Source organism: Micromonospora sp. NPDC005173 (genome assembly GCF_040608515.1).
Taxonomy (GTDB): Bacteria; Actinomycetota; Actinomycetes; order Mycobacteriales; family Micromonosporaceae; genus Micromonospora.
On record NZ_JBEXIK010000023.1, the window covers coordinates 1 to 22,946 of the forward strand.

Annotated in this window: 19 protein-coding genes; 15 read left to right on the forward strand and 4 right to left on the reverse strand. The window is 73.0% G+C overall.

The features are described from left to right. Window positions 1-215: 215 nt before the first annotated feature. Complete coding sequence (locus ABZV00_RS23330; protein WP_355609643.1) at window positions 216-806, reverse strand: NUDIX hydrolase; 591 nt, start codon at window positions 804-806, stop codon at window positions 216-218. Window positions 807-907: 101 nt separating this feature from the next. On the opposite strand from ABZV00_RS23330, the gene lgt reads away from it, so the two are divergent. Next, on the forward strand, window positions 908-2,089 hold the full coding sequence (gene lgt / locus ABZV00_RS23335; protein ID WP_355609645.1) for a prolipoprotein diacylglyceryl transferase: 1,182 nt from the start codon (window positions 908-910) through the stop codon (window positions 2,087-2,089). Window positions 2,090-2,104: 15 nt separating this feature from the next. Beyond that, window positions 2,105-3,292 (forward strand): NAD(P)/FAD-dependent oxidoreductase, encoded by a 1,188-nt coding sequence (locus tag ABZV00_RS23340; protein ID WP_328418830.1) that lies wholly within the window; start codon window positions 2,105-2,107, stop codon window positions 3,290-3,292. Window positions 3,293-3,337: 45 nt separating this feature from the next. Here the strand turns inward: ABZV00_RS23340 and ABZV00_RS23345 are convergent, their stop codons facing one another. Continuing rightward, entirely contained in the window at window positions 3,338-4,174 is an 837-nt protein-coding gene (locus ABZV00_RS23345; RefSeq protein WP_355609766.1) for a GNAT family N-acetyltransferase, read from the reverse strand. A 153-nt stretch (window positions 4,175-4,327) separates the two neighbouring features. On the opposite strand from ABZV00_RS23345, the gene gltB reads away from it, so the two are divergent. The 4 genes from gltB to ABZV00_RS23365 all read left to right on the forward strand — a co-directional run bounded on the left by gltB (window position 4,328) and on the right by ABZV00_RS23365 (window position 12,902). Then, window positions 4,328-9,013 (forward strand): glutamate synthase large subunit, encoded by a 4,686-nt coding sequence (gene gltB / locus ABZV00_RS23350; protein ID WP_355609647.1) that lies wholly within the window; start codon window positions 4,328-4,330, stop codon window positions 9,011-9,013. After that, window positions 9,006-10,541 (forward strand): glutamate synthase subunit beta, encoded by a 1,536-nt coding sequence (locus tag ABZV00_RS23355; protein WP_355609649.1) that lies wholly within the window; start codon window positions 9,006-9,008, stop codon window positions 10,539-10,541. Before gltB ends, ABZV00_RS23355 begins: the two co-directional genes overlap by 8 nt. A 229-nt stretch (window positions 10,542-10,770) precedes the next feature. Then, the gene (locus tag ABZV00_RS23360; RefSeq protein ID WP_355609651.1) at window positions 10,771-12,258 is read left to right on the forward strand and encodes an MFS transporter; all 1,488 of its coding nucleotides are present in this window, start codon (window positions 10,771-10,773) and stop codon (window positions 12,256-12,258) included. 101 nt (window positions 12,259-12,359) lie between these two features. Then, window positions 12,360-12,902 (forward strand): hypothetical protein, encoded by a 543-nt coding sequence (locus ABZV00_RS23365; RefSeq protein WP_355609653.1) that lies wholly within the window; start codon window positions 12,360-12,362, stop codon window positions 12,900-12,902. Between the two features lie 577 nt (window positions 12,903-13,479). On the opposite strand, the gene ABZV00_RS23370 is transcribed toward ABZV00_RS23365, so the two are convergent. Next, window positions 13,480-15,009, reverse strand: coding sequence for a M1 family metallopeptidase (locus ABZV00_RS23370; protein ID WP_355609655.1), 1,530 nt, complete (start codon window positions 15,007-15,009; stop codon window positions 13,480-13,482). Window positions 15,010-15,210: 201 nt separating this feature from the next. On the opposite strand from ABZV00_RS23370, the gene ABZV00_RS23375 reads away from it, so the two are divergent. The 9 genes from ABZV00_RS23375 (at window position 15,211) to ABZV00_RS23415 (ending at window position 22,464) form a co-directional block, all read left to right on the forward strand. Next, complete coding sequence (locus ABZV00_RS23375; protein WP_355609657.1) at window positions 15,211-16,008, forward strand: SGNH/GDSL hydrolase family protein; 798 nt, start codon at window positions 15,211-15,213, stop codon at window positions 16,006-16,008. A gap of 151 nt (window positions 16,009-16,159) precedes the next feature. Beyond that, window positions 16,160-18,781 carry an FtsK/SpoIIIE domain-containing protein gene (locus ABZV00_RS23380; RefSeq protein ID WP_355609659.1) on the forward strand — a complete coding sequence of 874 codons (2,622 nt, stop codon included), beginning with the start codon at window positions 16,160-16,162 and terminating at the stop codon, window positions 18,779-18,781. A 2-nt stretch (window positions 18,782-18,783) separates the two neighbouring features. Further along, complete coding sequence (locus ABZV00_RS23385) at window positions 18,784-19,680, forward strand: hypothetical protein (protein ID WP_355609661.1); 897 nt, start codon at window positions 18,784-18,786, stop codon at window positions 19,678-19,680. Between the two features lie 558 nt (window positions 19,681-20,238). Beyond that, complete coding sequence (locus ABZV00_RS23390; RefSeq protein WP_252418405.1) at window positions 20,239-20,457, forward strand: winged helix-turn-helix domain-containing protein; 219 nt, start codon at window positions 20,239-20,241, stop codon at window positions 20,455-20,457. Between the two features lie 187 nt (window positions 20,458-20,644). Further along, window positions 20,645-20,914 carry a DUF6244 family protein gene (locus ABZV00_RS23395; RefSeq protein ID WP_256483105.1) on the forward strand — a complete coding sequence of 90 codons (270 nt, stop codon included), beginning with the start codon at window positions 20,645-20,647 and terminating at the stop codon, window positions 20,912-20,914. 149 nt (window positions 20,915-21,063) lie between these two features. Beyond that, window positions 21,064-21,243, forward strand: coding sequence for a hypothetical protein (locus ABZV00_RS23400; RefSeq protein ID WP_355609664.1), 180 nt, complete (start codon window positions 21,064-21,066; stop codon window positions 21,241-21,243). After that, entirely contained in the window at window positions 21,233-21,679 is a 447-nt protein-coding gene (locus tag ABZV00_RS23405) for a hypothetical protein (RefSeq protein ID WP_355609666.1), read from the forward strand. Before ABZV00_RS23400 ends, ABZV00_RS23405 begins: the two co-directional genes overlap by 11 nt. Window positions 21,680-21,751: 72 nt before the next feature. Next, window positions 21,752-22,063 carry a hypothetical protein gene (locus ABZV00_RS23410; protein ID WP_355609668.1) on the forward strand — a complete coding sequence of 104 codons (312 nt, stop codon included), beginning with the start codon at window positions 21,752-21,754 and terminating at the stop codon, window positions 22,061-22,063. 71 nt (window positions 22,064-22,134) lie between these two features. Next, a complete protein-coding gene (locus ABZV00_RS23415) occupies window positions 22,135-22,464 on the forward strand; it encodes a hypothetical protein (RefSeq protein ID WP_328426778.1) in 330 nt (109 codons plus the stop codon). Window positions 22,465-22,498: 34 nt separating this feature from the next. Here the strand turns inward: ABZV00_RS23415 and ABZV00_RS23420 are convergent, their stop codons facing one another. Next, window positions 22,499-22,927, reverse strand: a complete 429-nt coding sequence (locus tag ABZV00_RS23420) for an ASCH domain-containing protein (RefSeq protein WP_355609670.1) — start codon at window positions 22,925-22,927, stop codon at window positions 22,499-22,501. Window positions 22,928-22,946: the final 19 nt, after the last annotated feature.

A 22,946-nucleotide genomic window follows, 5' to 3' on the forward strand; every position in this document is an offset into this window, starting at 1 on the left:
CCCTCATCGCCCTGGCCATGCTCAGCCTCGGCGGCCACCGACCCGAACTACCCCGAAGATGACCACCCCACCCACACACCCGACACAAGACCCATATTTATGCCTCACAGGTATCACGCTCGACAGGGCGATGCCCGCCGGATCGAGGCACCCACTGGGCCCGACGACCCCGCAACGGCTGCGGGGGAGCTGACTCTCGGAGGGTTCCGCCGTGCTCAGGGGCGTAGCGAAGGGTCCGACGCCGCTTCGCCGCGCTGCTCCGGTGGCTGCCCCGCCCCTGGCCGCCCATCGTGGCCGTCCGCCGCCTGGCCGCCGGGGCCGTCCGCCGGCTCGTCGGAGGGGTCGACGGTGCTGGGCGCCCACCGGGCGTCACGCAGCACGCCGGAGCGGCCGGCCAGCGCGTCGGTGACGGCGGCCCGGGTGAGCGGGGTGACCGCCTCGGGCAGTGCGGCGGGAAGGTGCCAGGACAGCAGGCAACCCGGCGGTGGGTCGGCGGTCGGTCGGACCTCGGCCGCGCGGGCCCGGAACACGTGCACCAGGACGTCCGGCAGCGGGCCGGCACGCCCGGCCGCCGTGCTCGCGGGAGGGCTCGCCACGTGGTAGATGCCGACCAGGTCGACCAGCTCGATCTCCCAGCCGGTCTCGGCGCGGATGTCCCGCAGCGCCGCCCGGACGGGACTCTCCGCCGGGCGCAGCCGCCCGCCGGGTAACGCGTACCGTCGCTCGCCCCGGCCCTGCCGGCAGAGCAGCACCCGGCCGGCGTCGTCGGTGACGACCGCGGCGACCGCCCCGATGAGCGCGCTCATGGACAAAGAGCGTACGGCGGCGCAAACCAGAAGTCACCGACATGAGCGGGAAGCGGCCCGGGGTGCCGCTTCGGGGGTGTGCAGCGGTAGCGTGTGCACCCGTGAACCTCGCCCCGCTGTCCCCCCAGGCGGCCCTGCCCAGTCCCAGCACCGCGGTCTGGCAGCTCGGGCCGGTGCCGATCCGGGCGTACGCGCTGTGCATCATCATCGGCATCGTGCTCGCCTGCTGGGTGACCGAGCGCCGGCTGCGCCAGCGCGGCGTCGCGCCCGGCGCGGTGCTCGACATCGCCGTCTGGGCGGTGCCCGCCGGCATCATCGGCGCCCGGATCTACCACGTGATCACCTCCCCCGAGAAGTACTTCGGCGCTGGCGGTGACCCGATGAAGGCGTTCGCCATCTGGGAGGGCGGCCTCGGCATCTGGGGTGCGGTCGCGGGTGGCGCGGTCGGCGCCTTGATCGCGGCCCGGCAGTTGGGCATCCCGTTCGGCGTGGTGGCCGACGCGGTGGCCCCCGGGTTGGCGTTGGCCCAGGCGGTCGGCCGGTTCGGCAACTGGTTCAACAACGAGCTGTTCGGCGGCCGGACCACCCTGCCGTGGGGTCTGGAGATCCACCGGATGGATCCGGACAACCCGGGCCACGCGCTGCGCGACGACGCCGGCCAACCGATCCTCGAACCGGGCCTCTACCAGCCGACCTTCCTCTACGAGGCGCTGTGGAATCTCGGCGTGGTCGCGCTGGTCCTCATCCTCGACCGGCGGCTGCGGCTCGGCCGGGGCCGGGCGTTCGCGCTCTACGTGATGGGCTACACCGCTGGCCGGTTCTGGATCGAGCTGATGCGCACCGACGAGGCGAACCAGATCCTCGGCGTCCGGCTCAACGTCTGGACCGCCGCCCTGGTCTTCCTCGGCGCGTTGATCTACTTCGTGCGGGTCCGTGGTCCCCGGGATTACCTGATCCCGCTCGGCGCGGCGGCGACGCCGACCCCACCCACCACGTCCGACCTGTCCCAGGTCGACCTCTCCGAGCGGGAGGCGGGCGCGAAGGCCGCCGCGCCGGAGGGCTACCGCGTGGTCAGCGAGGAGCAGTACCAGGCCTGGCGGGACAGTGGCGTGCTGCCGCCCGAGCCGGCCGACGACGCCCGGCCGGATGACGGTGAGCCGCTCGACGGGCGGGCACCCGGCGACGACTCGTCGACCGACGACCCGGCCGCGGACGGTACGCCGGAACCCCGCGAGGACCGGGCCGACGCCGCAGGCGCCCGCCCCACCGACCGGGACAGCTGAGCGGGGGCGGCACCGATGCGAAGCGCGGTCGTGGTCGGCGCCGGGGTCGGTGGCCTCGCGATGGCCGGCGCGCTGGCCCGCTCCGGTTGGCAGGTCACCGTGCTGGAACGCGCCGAGCGGGTCCGCCCTGAGCCGACCGCCATGGTGCTCTGGCCCAACGGTGTCCGCGCGTTGCAGGCCCTCGGCCTCGGCGATGGCCTGACCGCGATCGCCACCCCGTTGCCCGACGGCGGGGTCCGCCGCCCGGACGGGCACTGGCTGGTGCAGCCCCGACCCACCCCGGCCGACCGGATGCCGGTGGTGGTGCACCGCGAGGACCTGCACGACGCGCTGATCGCCGGGCTCGGCGACCGGGTCGATCTGCGGACCGGAGTGACCGTGCGCCACGTCCGGGTTGACCCGGGCCAGCGCCCGGCGGTCGGCGACGGCCGGCACACCATCGAAGCCGACCTGGTGGTCGCCGCCGACGGCACGGACAGCGGCATTCGCCGCCAGCTCGCCCCGGAATCCCGCGTGGTCAGCTCCGGCTGCGCCGCATGGCGGGCCGTCATTCCCTGGTACCGGGCGCCCCGGCTGCCCGCCGACCAGCCGGTCGCCGGGGAGGTCCTCGGCGCGGGCTACCGGTTCGTGGCCGCCTCGCTGGGCGAGCGTGGCTCCTCGGGCGGCTCCACCCGAGGCGGCATCTACTGGGTGGCCACCGCCGCCGGCGCGCCTCGCCCGGAGCCGCCGGAGATCCAACTCGCCCTGCTGCGCCGCTGGTACGCCGGCTGGCCGGACCCGATCGGTGCGCTCCTCGACGCCACCGACCCGACCGACCTGGTCCAGCAGGAGGTCCGCGAACTGCGCCCGCTGCCCCGCACGTACGGCTTCCCGGTCGGCCCGGGTGGGGTGGTGCTGCTCGGCGACGCGGCGCACGCCATGCCGCCGCACCTCGGCCAGGGCGCCTGCCTCGCCTTCGAGGACGCCGCCACGCTCGCCTCCCTGCTGCGCGAGTCCCGGTTGCCCGACGCTGTGCAGGCGTACGACCGGGTGCGCCGCCCCCGGGCGGCGACCGTGGTCCGGCAGACCCGGCGGATGTCGGCGGTGCTCCAGACCCGGGGCCGGCTGGCGTTGCGCGCCCGGGACGCCGCACTCGGCACGATCAACTCGCGGCTGCTGTCCAGCGCCGCCGCATCGGCCGCCCAGTGGCGCCCGCCAACCTGACCCGATACGGGCGCGCGCCGATCCGGCGGGTGACCGGGGGACGGGTCAGGGGATGAGGGCGGCGGGTTCGGCGATGCAGGCGGTGCCGATGCGGCGGAAGCCGACCCGCAGGTAGACCCGGGCGATCTCCGTACTGCCCGCGGAGAGGAAGACCAGGTCGGTGCCGGCGGCGAGCAGTTCCCGGGCCAGGGTGGCGGTCAGCGCGGCGCCCAGTCCGCGCCGCCGGGCGGCCGGCAGGGTGGCCACCCCGGCGATCTCGGCGACGTCGCCCACCCGCATCGCCATGCCGCTGGCCAGCGCACCCTCGGCCGGCGTGCCGGCCAGGGCGGAGATCCGCCGGCCGTCGGCGATCCGGGTTCGCTCCTCGTCCAGCGCGGCCTGCTCCAGCTCGGTGACCGCGGCGTCCCGCTCGGCCGGGCCGGCGTCGCCGCGTTCGGTACCGGCGGCGGCGAACGACACGGCCGCCACCGCCCGCCGACCGGCCACGTCGGCGGCGAAGCCGGGTGAGTCCGCCGCCAGCACCCGTACCGGTACGTCAGACAGTGTCGCCGGGTCGGGCAGCGCGGCCGGGTCGAGCACCATCAGCGGCGCCTCCAGCACGTTCAGCCCCGCCGAGCGGGCCACCGCCAGCAGCTCCGGGTTGGTCTCGTGCACCCACTCGAAGGCCTCCGGCAGGCCCAGCTCCCGCTGCCGCTCGCGGACCGAGGTCACGTCGGCCAGTGACGGCGGCTCGGTGGCGTCGATCCGGGGCCGGGCGTAGAACGGCCAGCCGGCACCATCGCGGACGAACAGCACCAGACCGCCATGCTCTTCGACACCGGCGACGTCGCGGGGCACCGCGTCGTAGAAGCGTTCCAACCGGTCGAAGATGTCCTTGTTCAGCGCATCCACCGCGCGAGACTACACGTCCCAGACTCTGGACGGTGTGATCAATCTTGAGTGGCCTTGCGCCCGTCGCCCTAACGTAGACTCAATAGACCCACGGGCCGACGTCGTCCCCACCATGATCCAACCTGAGTGACGACAGGAGGCCCGGTGGCCTTTCCGTACCCGCACAGCCCGCAGGCGTCCCCGATGCCCGGCCCCCGCCCACCCGCCCAGGGCCTCTACGACCCGGCGCAGGAGCACGACGCCTGCGGGGTTGCCTTCGTGGCGGACCTGTACGGCCGGCGTTCGCACTCGGTCGTCGCCAACGGGCTCGGCGCGCTCTGCCGGCTGGACCATCGCGGTGCTCGTGGCGCGGAGCCCAACACCGGCGACGGCGCGGGCATCATGATCCAGGTCCCGGACGCGTTCCTGCGTGCGGTGGCCGGCGTCGCGCTGCCCCCGGCCGGCGAGTACGCCACCGGCCTGGTCTTCCTGCCCGACGACGACGGCGCCGAGGCCCGCGCCCGTCGGGTGGTCGAGAAGTACGCGCTGGTCGAAGGGGCCGACCTGCTCGGCTGGCGGAACGTGCCGATCGATCCGACCGGGCTCGGCGAGACCGCCCTGGCGGCGATGCCCCGGGTGCGGCAGATCTTCCTGGCCGCGCACCGGCTCACCGACTCGCCTGCCGGGCCGGCCGGTTCCGCGCTGCGCGGCGTCGAGCTGGACCGGGTGGCCTTCTGCCTGCGCAAGCAGGCCGAGCGGGAGACCGCCGAGCGGGGCGTGCCGGCGTACTTCCCGTCGCTGTCCAGCCGGACCATGGTCTACAAGGGCATGCTCACTCCCGACCAGCTGCCGGCGTTCTACCCGGACCTGCGTGACGAGCGGGTGGACAGCGCGATCGCTCTGGTGCACTCGCGGTTCTCCACCAACACGTTCCCGTCCTGGCCGCTGGCGCACCCGTACCGGTTCATCGCCCACAACGGCGAGATCAACACGATCCGCGGCAACCGCAACTGGATGCAGGCCCGCGAAGCGCTGCTGCGCTCGCCGAACGTGCCGGGCAACCTCCGGCGGGTCTTCCCGGTCTGCACCCCCGGCGCCTCCGACTCGGCGAACTTCGACGAGGTCCTGGAGCTGCTGCACCTGGCCGGGCGGAGTCTCCCGCACGCGGTGCTCATGATGATCCCCGAGGCGTGGGAGAACGATCCCGGCATGCAGCCGGACAAGCGGGCCTTCTACCGCTTCCACGCCAGCCTCATGGAGCCCTGGGACGGGCCGGCGTCGGTGGCCTTCACCGACGGCGAGCTCGTCGGCGCGGTGCTGGACCGCAACGGGCTGCGCCCGGGGCGCTGGTGGCAGACCGACGACGGGCTTGTGGTGCTCGGCTCCGAGGCGGGCGTGCTCGACCTCGACCCGGCCCGGGTGGTCGCCAAGGGGCGGCTCCAGCCGGGGAAGATGTTCCTGGTCGACACCGTCGCCGGCCGGATCGTGCACGACGAGGAGATCAAGTCCGAGTTGGCCGCCGCGCAGCCGTACGGCGAGTGGCTGCACGCCGGGCTGATCGAGCTGGACGACCTGCCTGCCCGCAAGCACATCGTCTACACGCACGACTCGGTCCGCCGCCGCCAGCAGACCTTCGGCTACAGCGAGGAGGAGCTGAAGATCCTGCTCGCGCCGATGGCCCGTACCGGCGCCGAGCCGCTCGGCTCGATGGGCACGGACACCCCGATCTCGCCGCTGTCCACCCGGCCACGGTTGCTCTACGACTACTTCCACCAGCTCTTCGCCCAGGTCACCAACCCACCGCTGGACGCCATCCGGGAGGAGCTGGTCACCAGCCTGGCGTCGACCATCGGGCCGGAGGGCAACCTGCTGGACCCGGGCGCGGCGAGCTGCCGGCAGATCGTGCTGCCGCACCCGGTGATCGACAACGACGAGCTGGCGAAGATCCTCTCCATCGACGAGGACGGCGACCTGCCGGGCTTCAAGGCGGTCCGGGTCTCCGGGCTGTACCGCATCCGGGATGGCGCTGCCGGCATCAAGGCGCGGCTGACCGAGATCTGCCGGCACGTCTCCGAGGCCATCGAGGACGGCGTCCGCATCCTGGTGCTCTCCGACCGGGACTCCAACGCCGACCTGGCGCCGATCCCGTCGTTGCTGCTCACCGCCGCCGTGCACCAGCACCTGGTCCGCGAGCAGACCCGCACGCAGGCGGCGCTGATCGTGGAGTCCGGCGACTGCCGCGAGGTGCACCACGCGGCGGTGCTGATCGGCTACGGCGCGGCGGCGGTCAACCCGTACCTGGCCTTCGAGTCGGTGGAGGACATGATCTCCACGGGCACGCTGGTCGGCGTCGAACCCGCCGCGGCGGTGCGCAACTTCGCCAAGGCGCTCGGTAAGGGCGTCCTGAAGATCATGTCGAAGATGGGCATCTCGACGGTCTCGTCGTACTGCGGTGCACAGGTCTTCGAGGCGGTCGGGCTGGACAAGCGGCTGGTCGAGCGCTACTTCCGGGGCACCCCCAGCCGGATCGGCGGGGTAGGGCTCGCCGGCGTCCACACCGAGGTGGCCGCCCGGCACGCGCTGGCCTGGCCGCCGGCCGGCACCCCGACCTCCGACCGGCTGGAGGTCGGCGGCGAGTACCAGTGGCGCCGCGAGGGTGAGCTGCACCTGTTCAACCCGGAGACGGTCTTCCTGCTCCAGCACGCCACCCGTAGCCGGCAGTACGACGTCTTCCGGCAGTACACGGCGAAGGTCGACGCGCTCGCCGCGCAGGCCGGCTCGCTGCGCGGGCTGTTCACCCTGCGTACCGGGGTCCGCCCGGCGGTGCCGATCGAGGAGGTCGAGCCGGCCACCGAGATCGTCAAGCGGTTCGCCACCGGCGCCATGTCGTACGGGTCGATCTCCGCCGAGGCGCACGAGACGCTCGCCATCGCCATGAACCGGCTCGGCGGCAAGTCCAACACCGGTGAGGGCGGCGAGGACGTCGATCGGCTGCACGACCCGGCCCGCCGCTCCGCGGTCAAGCAGATCGCCAGCGGACGGTTCGGCGTCACCAGCGAATACCTGGTCAACGCCGACGACATCCAGATCAAGATGGCCCAGGGCGCCAAGCCGGGTGAGGGCGGTCAGCTCCCCGGCAACAAGGTCTGGCCGTGGATCGCCCGGACCCGGCACGCCACCCCGGGCGTCGGCCTGATCTCCCCGCCGCCGCACCACGACATCTACTCCATCGAGGACCTCGCCCAGCTGGTGCACGATCTGAAGTGCGTCAACCCGGCCGCCCGGGTGCACGTCAAGCTGGTCAGCGAGGTCGGCGTGGGCACCGTCGCTGCCGGTGTCGCCAAGCTCAAGGCCGACGTCATCCTGATCTCCGGCCACGACGGCGGCACGGGCGCGTCACCGATGAACTCGCTCAAGCACGCCGGCACCCCGTGGGAGCTGGGCCTGGCCGAGGCGCAGCAGACGCTGCTGCTCAACAAGTTGCGCGACCGGGTCACCGTGCAGGTCGACGGCCAGCTCAAGACCGGCCGGGACGTGCTGATCGCGGCGCTGCTCGGCGCGGAGGAGTTCGGGTTCGCCACCGCACCGCTGATCGTCGCCGGCTGCGTGATGATGCGGGTCTGCCACCTGGACACCTGTCCGGTCGGCATCGCCACCCAGAACCCGGTGCTGCGGGAGCGGTTCACCGGCACCCCCGAGTTCGTGGAGAACTTCTTCCTGTTCCTCGCCGAGGAGGTCCGCGGGTACCTGGCCGAGCTGGGCTTCCGGTCGATCGAGGAGGCGATCGGGCAGACAGAGCTGCTCGACGTGGCCTCGGCGGTGACGCACTGGAAGGCGCACGGGCTGGACCTGGCGCCCGTCCTGCACCTGCCGGAGCTGCCCGCCGGCGCCGCCCGGCGTGGGGTGCGCGCCCAGGACCACGGCCTTGAGCACGCCCTGGACAACGAGCTGATCGCGCTCGCCCGTCCGGCGCTGTCCGATGGCGCGCCGGTGCGGGTCGAGGTGGCGGTGCGCAACGAGCACCGCAGCGTCGGCGCGATGCTCGGCGGCGAGGTGACCCGCCGCTACGGCGGCGCCGGCCTGCCCGACGACACCATCGAGTTCGTGCTGCACGGCACCGCCGGGCAGTCGTTCGGCGCGTTCCTGCCGCGCGGGGTGACCCTGCGGCTGCACGGCGACGCCAACGACTACGTGGGCAAGGGCCTCTCCGGCGGGCGGATCATCGTCCGTCCGGACGCGGCCGCCCCGTTCCTCGACAACGACGCCGAGCCGGGGCATCGGGCCGAGGACCAGATCATCGCCGGCAACACCATCCTGTACGGCGCCACCGGCGGTGAGGTCTTCCTGCGCGGCCGGGTGGGGGAGCGGTTCGCGGTGCGTAACTCGGGCGCGGTCGCTGTGGTCGAGGGCGTCGGCGACCACGGCTGCGAGTACATGACCGGCGGAACGGTGGTGGTGCTCGGCGCGACCGGCCGCAACTTCGCCGCCGGGATGTCCGGTGGCACGGCGTTCGTGCACCAGCTGGACCGGGCCCGGGTCAACGCGGAGCTCGTCGACCTGGCGCCGCTGGGTGAGCAGGAGCAGACGCTGCTGCACGAGCTGGTCCAGCGGCACGTGGCCGAGACCGGGTCGGCGGTCGCCGACGAGCTGCTGAAGCGCTGGCCGGAGGCGGTGGCCGAGTTCACCGCGGTGGTGCCCCGCGACTATCGCCGGGTGCTGGAGATCATGCGGGCCGCCGAAGCCGCCGGCCGCGATGTCGACGACGCGGTGATGAGTGCACTGAGTGTGCCCTCGGCCGCGCCGGTGCCGTCCGCCCCGCGGGTGGCTGCCCAGGAGGTGGCACGTGCCTGACCCGAACGGTTTCCTGCGCTACGACCGGCGACTGCCGGCCCGCCGCCCGGTGCCGGTGCGGATCAGCGACTGGCGTGAGGTGTACCCGCCCGCCGGCGAGGAACTGGTCCGCGAGCAGGCCACCCGGTGCATGGACTGCGGCATCCCGTTCTGTCACGACGGCTGCCCACTGGGCAACCGGATCCCGGACTGGAACGACCTGGTCCGTACCGGCAACTGGGACGCCGCGGTGGAGTCGCTGCACGCCACCAACAACTTCCCGGAGTTCACCGGCCGGCTCTGCCCGGCGCCCTGCGAAGCGGCCTGCGTGCTGGGCATCGCCGGCGGCCAGCCGGTGACCATCAAGCAGGTCGAGGTGGAGATCGCCGATGCCGCGGCGGCGCGCGGGTTCACACCCCGCCCGTTGCCGGCACCGTCCGGCCGGTCGGTCGCCGTGGTCGGTTCCGGGCCGGCCGGCCTGGCTGCCGCCCAGCAGTTGGCCCGCGCCGGTCACGCGGTGACGGTGTACGAGCGCGACGACGCGATCGGTGGTCTGCTCCGGTACGGCATCCCCGACTTCAAGCTGGAGAAGCGGCACATCGACGCCCGGCTGGCCCAGCTGACCGCCGAGGGGGTGCGCTTCCGCACCGGCGTGAACGTCGGGGTGGACGTCACCGCCGAGCAGTTGCGCGCCGACCATGACGCGGTGCTGCTGGCCTGTGGTGCGTTGCAGGGCCGGGACACCCCGGAGACCCCGGGCCGGGCGCTGCGGGGCGTACACCAGGCCATGTCGCATCTGGTCGCCGCGAACCGTGCGGTCGCCGCCGCGGCCGCCGGCCAGCCCGGCGTCGCCGCCACCGGCGAGGGCCGGCCGTCCGTCGCGGTGCTGCCCGACGGCACCCCGATCGACGCGGCCGATAAGCACGTGGTGATCATCGGCGGTGGCGACACCGCGGCCGACTGCCTCGGCGTCGCGCACCGGCAGGGCGCCGCTGGTGTGTACCAGCTCGACCTGTACCCGCAGCCGCCGCAGGAGCGCGACGAGGCGCGGGACCCGTGGCCGACGTGGCCGTGGGTTCTGCGCAGCTACCCGGCGCACGAGGAGGGCGGCGAGCGGGTCTTCGCCGTGGCGGTGCAGGAGTTCGTGGACGACGGCACCGGCCAGGTGCGGGCGGTGCGGATCGCCGAGGTGACCGTGGAGAAGCGCGACGGCCGACGGGTGGTGACCGCGGTGCCGGGCTCCGAGCGGGAGCTACCGGCGGACCTGGTGCTGCTGGCGATCGGCTTCGAGGGCACCGAGGAGCAGCCCCTGTTGGCCCAGTTCGGGGTGACCCGTAACCCTCGGGGCGCCATCGACGCCCGGGACGACTGGCAGGCCGACGTCGACGGGGTGTTCGTCGCCGGTGACATGCACCGGGGCGCCTCCCTGATCGTCTGGGCCATCGCCGAGGGGCGTGCGGCGGCCGCCGCCATCCACGGCTACCTCGGCGGTGCCGGGGCGCTGCCGGCCCCGGTCGCACCGGCCACGCAGCCGCTCGCCGCGCGCTGATCCGGGGGCGTTAGCCGACGGCTCCACTGAACCGACCGGTATGTCCGGCCGGCGGGAAGCTTGCTGCCCGCCGGCCGGCTGTCCCAGTTCGGTGTCCGATGCGTGGTGGGGCCGGTGAGACCGCTCACAGAAGTAGTCAAATCGGTTTAAGTCGGCAAGACTTGCCGGCTGCTGAACCGCGCCTGACTGGGCGCGATGATCATGCCGTCGATCGCCCGGGAGATTCGTCGTGGCCAAGGGTGCCACCTTCGCCGCGCTGCGCCACCGCAACTACCGGATCTGGGCCTTCGCCGGCTTCGTCTCCGTCATCGGGACGTGGATGCAGGTACTCGGTGTCAACTGGTACGTGCTGAAGGAGACCGGCTCCGCGACGTCCATGGGCTTCGCCGTGCTGCTCCAGGCGGCGCCCACGCTGTTGCTCAGCGTCTGGGGCGGTGTGCTGGCCGACCGGCTCCCCGCCCGTCCGCTGCTGATCACCGCCCAGGTGGCCCACGCCGCACTGGCCGCAGGGTTGGCGGCGGTCGCCCTGACCGGCGTCGGCGGCCTTCCGGTGATCTTCGCAATCTCCCTGTGCACCGGCGCCGTCTCGGCGATCGAGGGCCCGGTGATGGGGCGCTGGGCATCCACGCTGGTGGACCGGGAGACGCTCGGCAACGCGCTGGCGCTCGGCTCGCTCACCAACTCCGCCGGCCGCATCCTCGGCATGAGCCTCGGCGCCGTCGTGGTGGCCGCCGTCGGCCCCGCGCTGCTCTTCGGCATCAACGCGGCGAGCTTCGCCGCCGTGGTGGTGGCGCTGTTCGCCGTACGCCCGGCGAGCCTGCAGGATCAGCCGGAGGCGGTGCCGGACGGTGGTCCGAGCCACCGGGGCGGCGCACGGGCCGGGTTCGCCTACCTGCGCCGGCAGCCGGTGCTGCTCCTCGCGCTCGCCCTCTCTTTCGTGCTCGGCAGCCTCGGCCGCAACTACCAGGTGACGATGGCCGCGATGAGCGACGGGCCGCTCGCCGCCGGGGCGTCCGGCTACGGGTTCCTGTCGACCGTCTTCGCGGTCGGGACGGTGGTGGGCGCGCTCGTCGCGGCCCGCAGGCGCACCCTGGGCTACCGGACGCTGGTCGCCGCGGGCCTGTTGGCCAGCGGGCTGCAGATCATCGCCGGCCTCGCTCCGGGAACCTGGAGCTTCGCCGCCGTGATGCTGCCGATCGCCGCCGCCGCCGTGGTCATCGACACCACCGTCGGCACCCGCGCCCAACTCGACACCGACGCTGCGATGCGCGGCCGGGTACTCGCCGCGTTGGCGGTGACCGGCTCGGTCTCCGCCGCGGTCGGCGCGCCGCTGCTCGGCTGGCTCGCCGAACACGCCGGACCCCGGCAGACACTCGTCCTGGCCGGATCCGTCGCGGCGATCGCCACGACGGCGGCGGCAGTGGCCCTGGACCGGCAGCGCGGTCGCCGGCTGCCCGGACGGGTCGCCCAGGTGCTGGTCGCGCCGCCGCTGCGGCGTCCGGTACGGCAGGTGGCGCGGACGGCGGCCCGCATCGTCCGGCCCGCCGGGGCGTTCGGTGGCGTCCGGTCGACGCCACGTCCGGTGCCGGCGAGCCTGGGTCGGTCGACCCGGCTGGCCCGGGAGTGCCCCGTCTGCGCACCGTCGCCCGCTACGAGTCGACCGGCGCAGCCGCCTCGGGACGTCCGGCACACCGCCGGGTGCGCCAGCCTGTGCTGACCGGCCCGGCTCGCAGGCGTCGCTGCCCCTGAGACAGCAGTCACCCCCGGCGGGCGGCCGACGGGACCGAATGATACGAAGATCATCGTTACGCTCCGATCATGGACATCGAGGAGCGGCTGCGGCGGACCCGCCGGTGGCTGTGGATCGTGCTGATCGGGCTCTTCCTGAGCGGTGTGACCGCGTTCCCGCTGGAGATCGAGGTGCGCTGGCTGCTGCGCGCGCTGGACCCGCTCGCCGGCCAACTGCCGGCGCTGGTCGACTGGATCGAGCGCGTCCACACCGGGCTCGTGACGGCCGGCGAGGACTACCCCTTCCTGCTCTATGGCACCGACTGGCTGGCCTTCGCCCACCTGGTGCTGGCGGTGGCGTTCTGGGGGCCGCTGCGCGACCCGGTGCGCAACGTCTGGGTGGTGCAGGTCGGCATGATCGCCTGTGCGGGGATCATCCCGCTGGCGCTGATCTGCGGCCCGATCCGAGACATCCCCTGGTTCTGGACGCTGATCGACCTCTCCTTCGCGGTCGGTGCGTTCCCGCCGCTCTGGTTCGCCTACCGGCACATCCGCGCCATCGAGGCGAGAACGGCCGAGACGGCCGGTGCCGCCCCGGTGCCGGTGCCCGCCTCACCGGGGCAGGCGTCCTGAATCCAGCGAGCGCCTGGCCTGTTTAGCCGGCGCTACCGCTGGCTGCGCTCGCGTCGTTACATTCATGAGGGCAGCTGCACCGGAGCGGGCCCGGCTCGGGTCGGGTCGGCTCGGCTCGGCTCGGCCCGGCCCGGCCCGGCGCGGGTCGGGTCGTGCCTGTCGAGCTGCCCCATATCTGGACCGACGAGCGCCGAGCATGAACGCGATGGGACGCCGCGCGCCATCCGCCGGCGTAATCCGCCACCAGTCCGCCAGCGATCGCACCGTGTCAATCAAAGGCGATGGGACGACGTCCGCGTCGCCGGTCCAGGCCGTCGCAAGAGACCGGTGCAGTTGCCGGTGCGGTGCTGGTGCCGGCAGGCGCGGGGGTGCCCCATTTTGGGGCAGCTCGACAGGCGTGTAGGGGGGTGGGTCGGACCCGCTGTGCCAGCGCAGCGAGGTGGCCGGGGCTGGCGGGAGGAACGCCGCGCGGGCGGACGCGGGCTGCCCCGTTATTGCGGCAGCTCGACAGGCGTGCTGTGCGGTTCGGGGAGGCCCGCCGCGCGTGGGCGGCGAGCCTCCCAGCCGATGTCGGAACTCAGTGCATCAGTTCGTGGGCCTCACGGATCTTGGCCCAGGACTTCGGTTCGGCCGGCGGGGCGGCCTTGCGCGCGGCCGAGGCCACCTCGGGCCGGCCGGCGGTGAACAGCCAGGTGGTGAAGAGATCGTCCAGGTCCAGCCCGGAGATCCGCTCGGCCAGGGCCTGGAACTGCGCGATGGTGCCGTTGCCGTACCGGTGCTCTGCGGTCCAGGCAGGCAGGATCTCGAAGAACGCGTCGTCGCCGACCGCCAGCCGCAGCTGGTGCAGCGTCATCGCGCCCCGGTCGTAGACGGCGTTGTCGAAGACCCGACCGGCGCCCGGGTCACCCGGCAGCACCTGCCAGAACTCGGAGTCGGCCGGGTAGCTGGCATAGGTGAAGTCGAACACCTCCTGGGCGGTGCCCTCGCCCTGCTCCTCCGACCAGAGCCACTCCGCGTACGAGGCGAAGCCCTCGTTGAGCCAGATGTTGCGCCAGTCGGCCACCGAGACCGAGTCGCCGAACCATTGGTGCGCGAGTTCGTGCGCCACCACGTACGTGTTGGCGCCGCGCCGCCAGAAGCCCGGGCCGTACACCGGTCGGGTCTGCGTCTCCAGTGCGAAGCCGATGCCGTCCACCGGCCCGGCCACGCCGCCCTGCGCCTCGAACGGGTACGGGCCGAAGATCCCGCTCTCCCAGTCGACGATCTCGGCGGTGCGCTCGATGCTGGCCCGCGCGGCCGGCCCGAGCTCGCCGAGCGAGGTGCTGTACGCGTTGATCACCGGCTGGCCACTCGGCGTGGTGTCGGTGACGATGTCGTACTGGCCGATGGCCATGAACGCCAGGTAGGTGGCGGTGGGGGAGGTGGTCCGCCAGATCCACCGGGTGCGGTTGCCGGCCTCGGCCAGCGGCGGCCGCGGCTGCACGCCGTTGCTGATCACCTCAACGCCGTTGGGCACCGACACGGAGATGTCGAAGGTGGCCTTGTCCAACGGGTGGTCGTTGCTCGGGAACCACCACCACGCCGACTCCGGCTCGTTGACCGCCAGCGCCCCGTCGTCGGTACGCGTCCAGCCGGTGTAGCCGTTGACCAGGGTCTCCGACGGGATGCCGTCGTAGCGCACCACGATGGTGAGCTGCTGGCCCCGGGTCACCGTGCGAGCCGGGGTGACCACCAGCTCGTGCGCGCCTGCGGTGCTGGTGCTCGCCGCCCAGCCGTTGACCCGCACCGACTCGACGCCGAGCAGGAAGTCCAGGTTGAACCGGGAGAGGTCCTGGGTGGCGGTGGCGAGGATGGTGGTGGTGCCGGTGAGCCGGTCGGTGGCCGGGTCGTAGCGCAGCCGGACGTCGTAGTGCGAGACGTCGTAGCCGCCGTTGCCGTAGTCGGGGAAGTAGCTGTCGCCCAGGCCGGGCGCGCCGGGTTGCGGCGCGACCGTGACGACGGGCCGGCCCCAGCCCGTCGGGGCGGCCTGGCCAGGGGTGCCGGCGAGCATGGTGCCGGCGGTGGTGAGGGTCAGGGCGGCGGTGGCCGCCGTGAGGACTCGTCGCACGAGGTGGACTCCCTCCATCGGGGTGTTCGCCCCGCCAACCTAATCGACAACTGTGAACGTCGCCGGCCCGCCGCGCGGTGTCGTCGCGCTATTCCATTGATCTAAATGTTTCGATAGCATTACCGACTAGTAACAAGAGACCCACCCCTGGCCACGCGCGCGGTCGCAGGATCCCACCCCCCTGTCCTGTGGAGGTCCGTCATGCCCCACCGCCCGCTGGCCCGCGCCCTGGCCGCGCTGGTCGCACTCTTCACCGCCGCCCTCGGCGCCGTGCTCGTCCCCAGCACCGCGCAGGCCGCCGCCGTCAACTACGTCGCGCTCGGCGACTCGTACTCCTCCGGCGTCGGCGCCGGCCCGTACGACCTGTCCGGCTGCCTCCGCAGCCAGAAGTCGTACGCCCCGCTCTGGGCGGCCGCCCACGGCGTGACCAGCTTCAACTTCCGGGCCTGCGGCGGTGCGGTCACCGCCGACGTGCTCAACGACCAGGTCAGCGCGCTCAGCGCCAGCACCACCCTGGTCACCATCACCATCGGTGGCAACGACGCCGGCTTCGTCAACGTCATCACCAGCTGCCGGTTCGGCAGCACCTCGTCCTGCACCAACGCGGTCAACACCGCCAAGGCCTTCGCCACGTCGACGCTGGCCGGCCGGCTCGACGCCACCTACGCCGCCATCCGCAACCGGGCTCCCAACGCCCGGCTGATCGTCCTCGGCTACCCGCGACTGTTCGAGACCAGCTCCTGCGGATGGCTGGCGATGAGCACCTACAAGCGCACGATCCTCAACGAGGCCGCCGACGTGCTCGCCTCGGTCACCGCCAGTCGGGCCAGGGCGGCCGGCGCCACCTTCGCCGACACCCGGTCCACCTTCGACGGTCACGGCGTCTGCGCCGGCGACCCGTGGATCAACGACATCTCCGGGATCATCGAGGCGTACCACCCGGACGCCGACGGCTACCGCTACGGCTACCTGCCGGCGCTGAACGCGGTCACCGGCTGACCCGCACACCCGTCCCTGACGGCCGACGGTCCACCCCGGACCGTCGGCCGCCGCGCGCCGACCCGACCCGGTCGCGTCGGTACTGTCCCGGTGCCACCGCCGTCCGTTAGGGTTTCCGCGAACCGGACAGCCGTGGCGTGGGAGGCAGAGCGTGGGCAGGCTCGCGTCGGCGTACGGGCAGGCGGTCAGCGCCCACCGGGCGGCCCGGTCACACCTGGACACCGCCCGGGGCGCGCTCGGCGCGGCACCGGCTCCCGTCGCGCCGGTCGGCGCCGACGAGCTGGTGGCCCGACTGGCCCGGGTCGGCGGCGCGCTGGCCACCCCCACCCCGGGCGCCACCCCGCTGACCGACGTGCCGACTGCGGTCCGGGTCGGCGAGGCGTCCACTCCCGACGGCGGTTTCCCGGTGCTGCTGCCGCTCGGCGGCGGCCACCACCTGGCGCTGGACACCGACGCCCGGGATCCGCGGGTCGCGGGACTGCTGCGGGCGCTGGTGCTGCGCCTGGTCGCCACGGCCCCGGCCGGGCAGGTCCGGGTCGTCGGCATCGACACCGCCGCGCTGGGCGCCACCTTCGGCCCGCTGCGCCCGCTGCTCGACGCCGGGGTCCTCGACCCGCCAGCGACCGGTGAGGGCGAGGTCGCGGCACTGCTGGACGCCGTCGAACAACACGCCCGCGCCGCGCAGCACGCCGAGCCCGACACCCGGCAGCTCCTGGTGGTGGTCGCCACCGCGGCCCCGCCGCCGCGCGAGCTGGCCCGGCTCGCCGCGCTCACCCACGCCGGCCCGTCCGCCGCCGTCTGCGTGCTGCTCGCCGGCCACCCGTCCCGGCTGCCCGGTGAGACCTCGCCACCACTGGGCGGCACCACCGCGGTGCGGCTCACCGAGCGGTACGCGTACGTCGGCGATCCGCCCGGCGTCCCGTTCAGCGCCGACGGCAGTGGCCTCGCCGCGCCGGTCCTGCTCGACGGCGACCCGCCGCCAGCCTCGGTGCGCGCCCTCGCCGAACACCTGGGCGCCGCCGCCCGCCGCGCCGACGCGCTGCACTTCGCCGAGCTGCTGCCGGAGCGGCGCTGGGCCGAGTCCGCCGGCAACGGCCTGCGGACCGTCATCGGCCGGGTCGGCCGCGCCCCGCTGACCGGCGACACTTCACCGACGGGCGCCTTCGACTCTCCACTGACGGGCGCCTTCGACTCTCGGCTGACGGGAGCCTTCGACACCGCACTGACGGTCGCCTTCGACGACGCCACCCCGCACTGGCTGGTCGGCGGGCGCACCGGCGCCGGTAAGACCGTCTTCCTGCTCGACGTTCTGTACGGGCTGGCCGCCCGCTACTCGCCGGCCGAGCTGCAGCTCTACCTGCTCGACTTCAAGGAGGGCGTGAGTTTCACCGAGTTCGTGCCCACCGGGCGGGACCCGTCCTGGCTGCCGCACGCCCGCGCCGTCGGCATCGAGTCCGACCGCGAGTACGGCCTCGCCGTGCTCCGCGAGCTGCGCCGGGAGGCGCAACGCCGGGCCACCGCCCTCAAGCGGCACGGCGTCACCAAGCTCGCCGACCTGCCCCGGGACAATCCGCTGCCCCGCATCGTGGCGGTCATCGACGAGTTCCACGTGCTGCTCGCCGGCAACGACGCGCTGGCTCGCGAGTCCGTCGACCTGTTGGAGGAGTTGGCCCGCAAGGGCCGCTCCTACGGCGTACACCTGGTGTTGGCCAGCCAGAGCATGACCGGCATCGAGGCGCTCTACGGTCGAGCCGAGGCGATCTTCGGGCAGTTCGCGCTGCGGGTGGCGCTGCCCGGTGGTGGCGGGGTGCTCGACCCGCTCAACGACGCCGCCGCGGCCCTGCCAATCGGCTCCGCCGTGGTCAACACCGCCGCCGGCGCGGTCGGTGCCAACACCGTGCTGCGGTTCCCCGACGCGCACGCCGCCACCGCCGACCTCGCCGCGCTGCGCCACGAGCTGTGGCAGGCTCGCCCGCAGGGCTCGCGCGCGCCGGCGGTCTTCAAGGGGTACGAGGCGGCGCGAGTCGAGGACGACCCCACCTTCGCCGGCCTACGCCCCGGTGGCCGACGCCCGATGGCCCTGGTCGGCCGGACGGTCGACGTGCACGGCACTACCGCGCTGTTCCTGATGGACACCACCCCCGGCCGGCACCTCGCCGTGGTGGGCACCGCGCCGGCCGGCGCGGACGTGTTGCGCGCCGCGACGCTGAGCCTGGCCCGCCAGCACGCCGCCGGCGACGCCCGATTCCTGCTGGCCTCGCTGGTCACCGCCGCCGATTCGGTTGCCGACGAGACCGAGACCGCGCTGCGAGCCGCCGGCCACCAGGTGCAGCGCCTCGACGCGGCGGGGCTGCGCGACCGGATCGCGGCACTCGCCGAGGCGCCCGACGGGCGCGAGTACCTGGTGGTGTTCGGGATGGACGCCGCCGCGCCGGTGCTCGGGGCGGCCGACCCGGTCACCTTCCGCTCGGGCCTGGACGACCTGCGTACCGTGCTGCGGCAGGGCCCCGGGCAGGGGGTGCACCTGCTCGGCTGGTGGCGCGGGCTGCGCCGGCTCGCCGACGACCTCGGCGGCACGCAGAACCGCGACGACGTCGCCTGCCTGGTCGCGCTCAACGTGCCCGGGGCCGAGCTGGCCCTGCACCTCGGGGTGCACGACCTGGCCTACACGCCCCGCGCCGACCGGGCGCTGCTGATCGACCGGCACGACCAGCGCACCCGGCTGATCGTGCCGTTCGTCCGCGACGGGCACGAGCTGGACGGGGAGCACTGACGGTGTCCTTCGAGGAGTACGCGGCGCTGGCCCGACAACTCGCCGAGCAGCGTCGAGTCGGCGAGCGGAATGCCGCCGCCGAGTCCGAGCGCCGCCGTGACCTGCACGCCGCCGTCGACTACCTGCACCAGCGGCTGACCGCCCAGGGGCACCGCCTCGACCAGCTCGGCCGGGCGATCGGCATCGACCAGCCAGCGGCTGCCGCGACGCCCCGGCCGGGTCACCCGGACTCCGGGCCGGGTGCGGCCGGTACCTGGCCGAGCCCGCCACCCGGGACCGGGTCGCCCGGTGACTCCGCTGTGGTGTCCGGCCCGCCCGCCGGCCCCGGATCGGGGGGCGGCGGGCCCGACGGCGCAGCCGGCGCGCCGGGGCGGGCGGATGTCGGGGCGTACCCCGAGCTGCCGGTGGGGGAAGCGCGGCTGGCGCTGCCGACGGCGGTGAGCCCGGCGGGCGCCGGGGTGCCGGCGCAGCGTGCGGCGGCGGTCGACCCGGCGGTGGAGCTGGAGTTGGCCCGGCGGATGGCCGACGAGGCGGACCGGCACGGGCACCAGGCGGAGCTGCTGGCCCAGCGTCCGGCGCTGCTGCCGACGTGGTCACCGCTGGCGCGGGCGGTCGCTGTCTACGCCGGGTGCGGGGCGGCGGCGGGGGTGCTCATGCTGACCCTGGTGCTCGCCTCCGGGGTCGGCCTGGTCGACGGGTTCACCCTCGGCGCGTGGATCTGCGCCGGGTTGCCCGCGTTGGCGTTCTTCGGCGGGTACCTGGTGCTCGGCCGGTGGGGGCGGCCCCCCATGGTCGCCGGCAACCCGCCCCGCTACCTGCCGCTCGGGTTCCTGATCTGTTTCCTGCTGGTCCCGATGGGCTACTGCGCGTACCTGCTGCTCTTTCGCACCCTGCGCTGACCCGTCGGCGGCGTGCGCGGCGGCCGCGAGGATCTCGTCCCGTTCGCGGTCGGTGAGGCCCTCGTCCTCCAGTAGCCCAAGCAGCAGCAACGTCCGGGCGACGGAGGGCGAAGCGCACGTCGGGGCAGGGGTAGTCCGCGCCGCACCCGCAGAGCCAGCGCCGCACCACGCGGGGCGGATGGGCGAAGAGGATGTCGTCGGCGTCCTCGACGTCCTGATCGGACACGAGGCGATGGTCTGGCCCCTGTCGGGCGGGTGGGTCGTCGGGTCCTTCGTTGGGTTGATCGGCCATTGGGCGGCTCCCGTCGGGTGGGTCTCCTTGCTGCTCATGGCGTTGCATCGGGGCTGCGTGCGGGCACGCCCCGGCACGCCCGGCCGGACGGGGGGACCGGCCGGCCGGGCGCTCTCTGCGCGGTGGGGAAGAACCGACTCCTCGGGTGCTGACCAGGGAGCCGGTCAATTCGGAGCCTAGGATAACAAGCTATCGCAGTCAAGCTATCACTTGCGATAACAAGGTGAAGAGTGGTCGAATGGCGGTGCTGACCAGGGAGTACCGCCATGCCACCAAGCCCCAAGTGGGTTGAGCTTGCCGAACACATCCGCAAGCAGATCGCCTCGGGTGAGTTGTCGCCCGGCGACAAGCTGCCGTCGACGACCCAGCTCTGCCAGATTCACGGCGTCTCCGCGATCGTCGTGCGCAACGCGATGCTCACCCTGAAGGCTGAGGGGCTCGTTGTCGGCGTGCCTGGCGTCGGCGTATACGTCGCCGAGCGCTGATCGCACTCGACTCCGTTTGAATCTCGGAAGGAAACTGCCCCTCTGGGGGGCCGAAACCTTCCAAGATTCACTGCTCTCGGGCTCACGAGTGAGCGAGCGGGCGGTCGCGGAGGGTGCGCGAATCTCGTACGCTCCCTTGTGGTCTCCGCCGGTGCGGTGGTGGAGGCGATGGTCGACCACGGGGAGGATGCGCGTGAGCGCAGCACAGATCATCGCGAGGTTGGCGGCGGCGTCGCAGAAGCTGGACGAGGCGAAGGCGAAGACCGCAGCGGCGGCGCAGGACGCCGCCGAAGCGCGGGCGCTGGTCGCCGGCGCGCTGGAGGGTGTGGCCGCCGGCCCGCTGATCGGCATGATCGACGCGTACCGTCAGGCGCTCGCGCAGGCGTCCCAGGGCGGCGACCCGGCCAAACAGCACGTCCAGGAGACGATCGCCAAGGTCCGAGCGCTGGGAAACTGACCACGGGTGGTGGTAGCACAACCCGCCATCCACCCGTGCGGCCTGCGATTCCGCGGCCGGAGCCGGCGGCGGGCCGGCCTGCTCGTCCTTCTCCGGACGCCCTGCAACCGCGTGAGCGGGAGTCTGAAGCGCCTCGATGGGAGCGTCGAGTGGACACGATCGTCGCCTACTCACCGCAAGGGGTTGGGCTGACCAGCGGCATGCTTGGTGTGTTGGTGGCACCGAACAAAATCGTGGGTGTTGCACTCGTGATCGCAGGATCCACTGTCGACACTGTCACGACGTGGTGGGACAGGCGCCAGAAGCGGAGGAGCGGCGATGCGGGTTGATGAGCGTGTGGAGGAGGCGGTGCGGGAGGCGTACCGTGCCGTGATTGCGAAGGATGGCGACCGTCTCGCATCGGCGCTTGCCGGCCTGAATGAGCACGAGGCGCAGAGGGCCGTGCGCTATGCCGTCTTCGTCGTCGGCTTCATCGTCAACGACGTGTTCCGCAATGGCGCGACCGAGGCCGAACTGTCGGGACTGGCCGACAAGATCATTGCGAGCGAGTCTTCTTGGATTGAACTCGGTCCTCGTGAAGACCTGGCCAGCCTCTTGTCGGCAGCGGCCGGCGGTGATGTCACTGCCACTTCGACCGCGCGCGCTGATGTCGTGGGTAACACCTTCGTGGTCGGTGGATTCCTGCTCACCAGCTTCCGGCTCGATGACCAGCGCTGGTGGGACTACCTCGACGAGATCTGGGCCGCGATGGAGGCGGCGGATTGACGTCTGAACCAGACGGCCTAAAGCTGAGCGTGTCACTGTCGATCGGTGGTGCGATTCGATACCATCCGCAGTATGACCGGGTCCGTCAGCAAGAAATCCTTCTCGCTTCCGCAGGACGTCGCGGAGCGCTTGGAGCGTGAGCCCAACGCCAGCGCTTACGTCGTCGACGCGATTCGTGCCCGAATGCGTGCCGAGGATCTGGACGCCGAGTTGGCCCGACGTGGCATGACCGTCACTGCGGAAGGACGAACTCGGGCCAGGGCTCAACGCGCCCAGGTCGAGCAGGAGTGGTCGCCTGGCCGTCGCGCCGCGCTGCGCGACCGGTCTCGCCGTGCGGCAGGGGAGTTGTTCGACGGTTCCGACAGCCAGGCGCCGGCGGCGTGATCGGCCCGGAGGCGCCTCCGGTCAGGCTGGTGCTGGATCGGTCCGCGCTACTGGCCTACCTCGCCGGCTCGATGGACGTTGCCGAACCCATTCACGAGATCGCCCAGGACGGCGTGCGGTTCGGTGTGCCGGCCGTGGTCGCCGCCGAGGTCCTGGCGGTGGTGGACGATCCGGGTGACAGGGCGGTACTCCACCGGCTGCTGGAACGTCCCGCGTGCGCAGTGCTGCCGACGTGGGGCGAGGACTGGCAGGAGTTGGCCTACTGGCGCACCGTCACCGGCCGGGTCGATCTCGCTGCCGCCGTGATGGCGGTGCTGGAGCACGACGCGTGCGTGCTGACCGGCGAGGGAAAAGCGTACGGCGATGGCGGTGACCTGCCGGTCATCCGCTTCCCCGCCTAGGTGGCTGACTCTCGGCGCGAGCCGTCGAGAGGAATCACTCGTCTCCCTCGGGGTGCACCAGCCGGAAGCGCTTGGTCAGCACCAGAGTGTCGTCGTTCACGGTGAAACCGGGGTCGCCCAGCTCCAAGCGAACCTCCGCACTGTGCCAGAACCTCTCGTGACCGGCCCGCCACTGCGCCACTGACTCATCACCCTCACCCTCGTCGAGGGCGTGCTGAAGGTCCACGTCCGCGAGCCGGACCACCCGCACCTCGGTCACCTCGATCGCCGCGACCCGCCGTTCCTGCGAGTCCACCACCGCCATTCGCTGGCCGACCCGGGGCAACGGCTCGTTCTCGCGCTCGTATCCGAGCAGCAGGCCAGAGGTCGTGGTCTTCGCGCCGGACAGGATCGCGGCCACCAGTTGATCCCGTAGCGGCCCGGGGAACGCGAACTCCACCAATGGCAGATCATCGAGTTTCATGCCGTACATGCTTCCCCGG

Coding starts and splice junctions, on each gene's coding strand:
- ABZV00_RS23330 (WP_355609643.1), bottom strand. CDS start 806: ATGAGCGCGCTCATCGGGGCGGTCGCCGCGGTCGTCACCGACGACGCC.
- ABZV00_RS23340 (WP_328418830.1), top strand. CDS start 2,105: ATGCGAAGCGCGGTCGTGGTCGGCGCCGGGGTCGGTGGCCTCGCGATG.
- ABZV00_RS23365 (WP_355609653.1), top strand. CDS start 12,360: ATGGACATCGAGGAGCGGCTGCGGCGGACCCGCCGGTGGCTGTGGATC.
- ABZV00_RS23375 (WP_355609657.1), top strand. CDS start 15,211: ATGCCCCACCGCCCGCTGGCCCGCGCCCTGGCCGCGCTGGTCGCACTC.
- ABZV00_RS23390 (WP_252418405.1), top strand. CDS start 20,239: ATGCCACCAAGCCCCAAGTGGGTTGAGCTTGCCGAACACATCCGCAAG.
- ABZV00_RS23395 (WP_256483105.1), top strand. CDS start 20,645: ATGCGCGTGAGCGCAGCACAGATCATCGCGAGGTTGGCGGCGGCGTCG.
- ABZV00_RS23405 (WP_355609666.1), top strand. CDS start 21,233: ATGCGGGTTGATGAGCGTGTGGAGGAGGCGGTGCGGGAGGCGTACCGT.
- ABZV00_RS23410 (WP_355609668.1), top strand. CDS start 21,752: ATGACCGGGTCCGTCAGCAAGAAATCCTTCTCGCTTCCGCAGGACGTC.
- ABZV00_RS23415 (WP_328426778.1), top strand. CDS start 22,135: ATGGACGTTGCCGAACCCATTCACGAGATCGCCCAGGACGGCGTGCGG.
- ABZV00_RS23420 (WP_355609670.1), bottom strand. CDS start 22,927: ATGAAACTCGATGATCTGCCATTGGTGGAGTTCGCGTTCCCCGGGCCG.